The organism is Mesorhizobium sp. LNHC221B00 (assembly GCF_000502935.1).
Classification (GTDB): Bacteria; Pseudomonadota; Alphaproteobacteria; order Rhizobiales; family Rhizobiaceae; genus Mesorhizobium; species Mesorhizobium opportunistum.
Window position 1 is genome coordinate 1 of record NZ_AYWR01000030.1, and the last position, 5,000, is coordinate 5,000.

General features: G+C 56.2%; 2 protein-coding genes, 1 tRNA gene and 2 rRNA genes (1 of these 5 running past the window's edge). All 5 read right to left on the minus strand.

What is annotated here, in order from left to right; genetic code table 11:
• Nucleotides 1-361 precede the first annotated feature (361 nt).
• Nucleotides 362-673, minus strand: a complete 312-nt coding sequence (locus tag X741_RS140355) for a type II toxin-antitoxin system RelE/ParE family toxin (RefSeq protein WP_023780260.1) — start codon at nt 671-673, stop codon at nt 362-364.
• Between the two features lie 3 nt (nt 674-676).
• The gene (locus X741_RS140350) at nt 677-943 is read right to left on the minus strand and encodes a type II toxin-antitoxin system ParD family antitoxin (RefSeq protein WP_023780261.1); all 267 of its coding nucleotides are present in this window, start codon (nt 941-943) and stop codon (nt 677-679) included.
• Between the two features lie 655 nt (nt 944-1,598).
• A tRNA-Met gene (locus X741_RS140345) sits at nt 1,599-1,675 on the minus strand.
• A 148-nt stretch (nt 1,676-1,823) separates the two neighbouring features.
• Nucleotides 1,824-1,938 (minus strand): 5S ribosomal RNA (rrf, locus tag X741_RS140340).
• 277 nt (nt 1,939-2,215) lie between these two features.
• Nucleotides 2,216-5,000, minus strand: a 23S ribosomal RNA gene (locus X741_RS140335) (it continues 37 nt past the right edge of the window).

Consider the following 5,000-nt stretch of genomic DNA (forward strand, 5'->3'; position numbering starts at 1 on the left):
TTCGCTTTTGGCTCCGGGGCCGTCCGAGTGTCGCTTACGCGGCTCTCTTGAATTTCGCTAAGGGCAGGCTTAGAAGCAAACTTCTTCGTCGCCAGCGGCGAGCCGCCCTCGTTGGTGAGGCGTATATAGTCGCCACCAATCCAAACTGTCAACAGCCATCTCCGATGTTTTTTCGATTTCTCGCGGAGATATCCACCGAGCCGAAATTCGTAAGTTGGCTTGGCTGAACAGGGGCGGCGTTTCGCGGCCGCTCATTCCCGCCGAAACTTTCCGTCGCCCCGGTCCCGGGGGCGCAGCGTTGGCCTGAGAATCGCCTGTCCGCTTGGCGAATGCCGACCGCCGTGCCCGTCTGGGCAGCGCTTTAGAGCCGGCCTTCCAGCAATTCAGGCGTGATATTGCGGCCGGCGTAAAAAATGCCCAGGATCAGCACCTGTTCGCCCTCGACTGCGAAAGCAATGCTGACGGCGCGGCGGTAGCCGATGATCCGCAGCCCAGGCATGATTTCGAGCCGCTCGGTGCCGCGCTGTGGAAAAGTCGACAAGCCCAGGCAATGATCGCGGATGCCGACAACGAAATTCCAGGCGATCGCGGGTGACGCACGTTCGGCTATGTCGTCATAGAGCTGTTCGAGCTCAGCTTCCGCTCCGGGGTGGAAGACGATCTGATACTCCATTCCCTACTTGGCTTTCGCCTGCCTCGCACGATGGCGCGCCTCCAGCCGGGAGAAGACCGCCTCCGCGGGAACGCCCTTCACTGGATCTCGTTGAAGTTCGGCCAGACGCGCCGGGATTTCCTCGCGCAGCCATTTCTCCCGCTCCGCCTCGAAGTCCTCGAGCATACGCAGGCCGGCGCGGACGACTTCGCTGGCGTTGTTGTACCGGCCTGATTCGAGCTGCTTCCTGATGAAGCTCTCGTAATGGTCATTCAAAGCGTAATTGGGCATGGCAACCTCCGGGGAAAATATGGAGGCATACGATGCATATGGCAATAGATGTCAACTGTTGGCACTTTTGTCCGATCCGGACTCTCCATCGGCGACACGATTCGCCTCAGTAACTTGATTCTCTCAAACACAGGACCGCATCGCTGATTCGGCATCATCGAGAACGCGGCCAGGCGACGCCAGCGAGATCGAGGGTTGGCGCGTGAAACCGATGGGCGGCCCGTGGGCGCGAGTACCTAAGCCGGCTGGACTCCAAGCCCAACCGACTAACCTCATGTCGCATCAGCCGCGACCACGCGCCAATCAGCAATCCTCGTCAGCCGACGCGCCAAAAGCAAAAAAGCCCGGCGCGATGGACGAGCCGGGCTTGAAATATTTAATACGGAGAGAGAAGCCTGATCCTGCGGTCGAGTGCTTGAGTTGTGTTCGGCGTTGGCTCGCCTTGTTATGGGCCACTGATTCGGAGCGAATCGCTGGCGCCGCCAGCAAGCCGGCCCACCCACTTGGAGTTTGGCGGGCGGTTTTGGTTGGGGAGGATGATTTGACTTTTTTATCCCGGGGTTGGCTTTGCCTCGAAGCGGGGGCAGTTGATGGGGTTCGGCTCGAGCGGCCGCCAGACATACAAACGGCCCGCTTGAGCGGGCCGTTTTAAGTTTGGTTGCGGGGACAGGATTTGAACCTGTGACCTTCAGGTTATGAGCCTGACGAGCTACCGGGCTGCTCCACCCCGCGTCAACTTTGGACGTAAGCCTGGGCCTATGAATAGGATGGCCTACAGATAGGTAGATGGCTCATCAAATGAAAGGGCCGCTTGCGCGGCCCGTTGTTCCCTTGGCGGGCCTTGATCGTGAAGAGAAGATTTAGAACGTGCATTTGGCAGACCTGGCAGCGACCTACTCTCCCGCGTCTTGAGACGAAGTACCATCAGCGCTGGAGCGTTTCACGGCCGAGTTCGGAATGGGATCGGGTGCAGCCGCTCCGCCATAACCACCAGGTCGGCAAAACGCACGTTGCTTTCGAGAAGCTGGGTTAGGGATTAGGCAGCAGGGAATAGTGAGTAGGGGATACCCGCTCGCTATTGGCTTGTGCCGTTTGCCCGTCTTTCCGTGCCAATGGCGACGTTCATTGCAGGGCGCCCCGGGCGTAAGCCCGCAAGCGCGACTGCGCGTCGCCGATTTTCCGGCGCCCTCGCGGAGCACAGGCCCCAGAGGGGCCGCTCATGCGTGAGCGCTGGCCAGATCATCGTGTTCACGATGAGCATAAGGAATGAGAACGATCAAGCCGATCGAACTATTAGTACCGGTAAGCTTCAAGCGTTGCCGCTCTTCCACACCCGGCCTATCAACGTGGTCGTCTTCCACGGTTCTCAGGGAATACTCGTTTTAAGGTGGGTTTCCCGCTTAGATGCCTTCAGCGGTTATCCCGTCCGGATATAGCTACCCTGCTATGCGGCTGGCGCCACAACAGGTCCACCAGAGATCCGTCCATCCCGGTCCTCTCGTACTAGGGACAGATCCTTTCAATATTCCTACACCCACGGCAGATAGGGACCGAACTGTCTCACGACGTTCTGAACCCAACTCACGTACCGCTTTAAATGGCGAACAGCCATACCCTTGGGACCTGCTCCAGCCCCAGGATGCGATGAGTCGACATCGAGGTGCCAAACAACCCCGTCGATATGGACTCTTGGGGGTCATCAGCCTGTTATCCCCGGCGTACCTTTTATCCGTTGAGCGATGGCCCTTCCACGCGGGACCACCGGATCACTATGACCGACTTTCGTCTCTGCTCGACTTGTCAGTCTCGCAGTCAGGCAGGCTTATGCCATTGCACTCAGCGAACGATTTCCGACCGTTCTGAGCCCACCATCGCGCGCCTCCGTTACTCTTTAGGAGGCGACCGCCCCAGTCAAACTACCCACCATACATTGTCCCGGACCCGGATAACGGGCCGCGGTTAGACATCCATAGTAATAAGGGTGGTATTTCAAGGGTGGCTCCACCTGAGCTGGCGCCCAGGTTTCAAAGCCTACCACCTATCCTACACATGCCACTACGAATGCCAATGTAAAGCTATAGTAAAGGTGCACGGGGTCTTTCCGTCTAACCGCAGGAACCCCGCATCTTCACGGGGAATTCAATTTCACTGAGTCTATGCTGGAGACAGCGGGGAAGTCGTTACGCCATTCGTGCAGGTCGGAACTTACCCGACAAGGAATTTCGCTACCTTAGGACCGTTATAGTTACGGCCGCCGTTTACTGGGGCTTCGATTCAGAGCTTGCACCCCTCCTCTTAACCTTCCAGCACCGGGCAGGCGTCAGACCCTATACGTCGTCTTGCGACTTCGCAGAGCCCTGTGTTTTTGATAAACAGTCGCTACCCCCTGGTCTGTGCCACCCTCCTCCACTTGCGTGGAAAAGGGTCACGCTTCTTCCGAAGTTACGCGTGCAATTTGCCGAGTTCCTTCAGCATAGTTCTCTCAAGCGCCTTGGTATACTCTACCAGACCACCAGTGTCGGTTTCGGGTACGGTTTATAAGGAGGAGCTATTTCCTGGAACCACGCAGCAGCCCGTTCAATCCGATAAGATTGGACTACCTCAATGATCCGTCACTACCTCCAAGCCCACGAATATTAACGTGGTTCCCATCGACTACGCGTTTCCGCCTCGTCTTAGGGGCCGGCTAACCCTGCTCAGATTAGCTTTAAGCAGGAACCCTTGGTCTTTCGGCGGGGGAGTCTCTCACTCCCCTTACGTTACTCATGTCAGCATTCGCACTTCTGATACCTCCACCACCCCTCACGGGTATGGCTTCATCAGCTTACAGAACGCTCCGCTACCGCTTGGCCCTTGCGGACCAAACCCTAAGCTTCGGTGTATGGCTTTAGCCCCGTTACATTTTCGGCGCAAAGACCCTTATTTAGACCAGTGAGCTGTTACGCTTTCTTTAAATGATGGCTGCTTCTAAGCCAACATCCTGGTTGTTTTGGGATCCTCACATCCTTTCCCACTTAGCCATAACTTGGGGACCTTAGCTGTAGGTCAGGGTTGTTTCCCTTTTCACGACGGACGTTAGCACCCGCCGTGTGTCTGCCGACTAGTACTCCCAGGTATTCGGAGTTTGGTTAGGTTTGGTAATCCGGTGAGGACCCCTAGCCCATCCAGTGCTCTACCCCCTGGGGTATTCGGTCGACGCTCTACCTAAATAGATTTCGCGGAGAACCAGCTATTTCCGAGTTTGATTGGCCTTTCACCCCTAGCCACAAGTCATCCCGAACTATTGCAACAGTTATGGGTTCGGTCCTCCAGTAAGTGTTACCTTACCTTCAACCTGCTCATGGCTAGATCACTCGGTTTCGGGTCTAATGCGACGAACTGAACGCCCTGTTCAGACTCGCTTTCGCTGCGCCTACACCTAGCGGTTTAAGCTTGCTCGTCACACTAAGTCGCTGACCCATTATACAAAAGGTACGTGGTCACCCAGGACGAACCTTGGGCTTCCACTGTTTGTAGGCAATCGGTTTCAGGTACTCTTTCACTCCCCTTGTCGGGGTGCTTTTCACCTTTCCCTCACGGTACTAGTTCGCTATCGGTCATGCACGAGTACTTAGGCTTGGAGGGTGGTCCCCCCAATTTCAGACAGGATTTCACGTGTCCCGCCTTACTCGAGGACGATTGATTGCATTACGCGTACGGGGCTGTCACCCACTATGGCCCTACTTTCCAGAAGGTTCCGCTTGTCTCTCAATCGCCACTGGCCTGGTCCGGGTTCGCTCGCCACTACTTCCGGAGTCTCGGTTGATGTCCTTTCCTACGGGTACTTAGATGTTTCAGTTCCCCGCGTTCGCCACTTTATCCCTATGTATTCAGGATAAGTTACCTATTATCGATACTTGGAAACCACAGCAGCAAGTCGGCCTTGCGACCTTCCGGCTGCTCTGATTTTCCAAGTACCTTAGGTGGGTTTCCCCATTCGGAAATCTACGGATCAAAGGGTATTCGCACCTCCCCGTAGCTTATCGCAGCGTATCACGTCCTTCATCGCCTGTGCATG

Excerpts from the sequence above, each read along its gene's own strand:
- X741_RS140350 (WP_023780261.1), bottom strand. The coding sequence starts at position 943 with ATGCCCAATTACGCTTTGAATGACCATTACGAGAGCTTCATCAGGAAG.
- X741_RS140355 (WP_023780260.1), bottom strand. The coding sequence starts at position 673 with ATGGAGTATCAGATCGTCTTCCACCCCGGAGCGGAAGCTGAGCTCGAA.